The organism is Shewanella sp. SR44-3, from assembly GCF_014163735.1.
GTDB lineage: Bacteria > Pseudomonadota > Gammaproteobacteria > Enterobacterales > Shewanellaceae > Shewanella.
The window spans coordinates 1-1,452 of sequence record NZ_JACJDV010000085.1; the positions used below are offsets into that span (position 1 = coordinate 1).

Genomic DNA, 1,452 nt, shown 5'->3' on the forward strand with positions numbered 1-1,452 from the left:
AATGGACAATGCCCATTCACAATTGGAGCCTTTGTCTATCTCAGTTAGCGATTTATTTTGAAGGACGTTTAGACAGCGTGCTCGAAATTTAAACTTAACCTGACACAGAATTTCGAACGCCCTCCTCAAATCTTACGCCACACATTCGCCGGCTATTTTATGATGAACGGTGGTAATATTTTGGTACTTAAACAAGTATTCGGTCATTCAGATATCAAAGACACAATGCGCTACGCCCACTTCGCACCCGATCACTTGAATGATGCTATTACTAAAAAACCAATAGCAGGATTACTCAATAAATGATTGAATATTTAAAGCTCGCATCCATCATCCTGACTCCACTAATACCTGTTGTTATCATATCAGCTATTTTTTACCGCAACCGCCATAGCGATAATGAGCATTGGTCCTTCAGTAAATACTGTTTTAGTTTTGACCCACATCATGGCTTGACGAGCCAACCTATTTTTTGGATGACTATCATTTATCCAATAGCTTTATTTTTCTCAACTGGAATATGGATTTGGCATGAGTACAGTTTAGACATTTCAGCTGCTGGTTATAGCAAGTTCATTGACATAAGCAAGCTTCCTATTGGATTGCTTGGCCTTTCAATCCCTTTATCAATTTTAACATCAAGACTGCATGGGACGAAACAAACAGCATTACAAATAGATAAAGCAGAAACGCAGATAAGGGAAACACAGCAAAAGAATAAAACAGATTTGTACTTAGCCCATTACAAACACTTTTGCGACCATATTAGTACACTAGAAGATCCTCATTTATCATTTAACAAGAAATTACTATATAAACAGCTTTACCCATTATCATCAATAAGTTACGGAGTGGGAGTCGTTTCATTTGAATTATTTGAACGTATAAGCTATAGGATACAGGAACTGTATCATTTGCTGGGCGATGATACAGTTTCAGATAGTAACCAAGCAAAAGAAATATTTAGTAAACTTAGTGTATTCATAGAACTAACTCTTAATGAAATGCATATAAATTCCATAGATACCTTGCTTAAAGAACGATTTAACAGCGATACAATAGGACAAATAGCGTTTTATATTTGCAATGATAATGAACTAATTTATTTTGTCGACTTCTTAGCTAATAGCATCGAATATATATATGATTTTAATGAAGAACTAGACATGTATATGTCCCATGACCTAAGAATGAATCTCGTACCAGGTGAGATCCCCAAAAATGTAGAGGGAAATTTAAAGAAATGGATAGATTTAACATCCCTTAGATTCGGTAACAGAATCCATAATCCTTCACGATAAAATGGCGGCAGAATGGCGGCAAAAGTCTGTTCTGGTCTAATTCCATCGGACACTTAATTTTGAGACAGTATGGTCAATAAATTAAGAGGTCTATATGAGTCTAAAAAAATCACATAAGAGTTATCCTCAAGCATATAAAGATGAAGCCGTC

Annotated in this window: 1 protein-coding gene and 1 pseudogene; both read left to right on the top strand. The window is 35.6% G+C overall.

What is annotated here, in order from left to right; all coding sequences use genetic code 11:
- Positions 1-129: 129 nt before the first annotated feature.
- Positions 130-306 (top strand): annotated as a pseudogene (locus tag H5073_RS17875) (tyrosine-type recombinase/integrase); the annotation flags it as partial.
- The gene (locus H5073_RS17880; protein ID WP_182680913.1) at positions 303-1,301 is read left to right on the top strand and encodes a hypothetical protein; all 999 of its coding nucleotides are present in this window, start codon (positions 303-305) and stop codon (positions 1,299-1,301) included. The pseudogene H5073_RS17875 and the gene H5073_RS17880, both read left to right, overlap by 4 nt.
- The last annotated feature ends 151 nt before the right edge of the window (positions 1,302-1,452 follow it).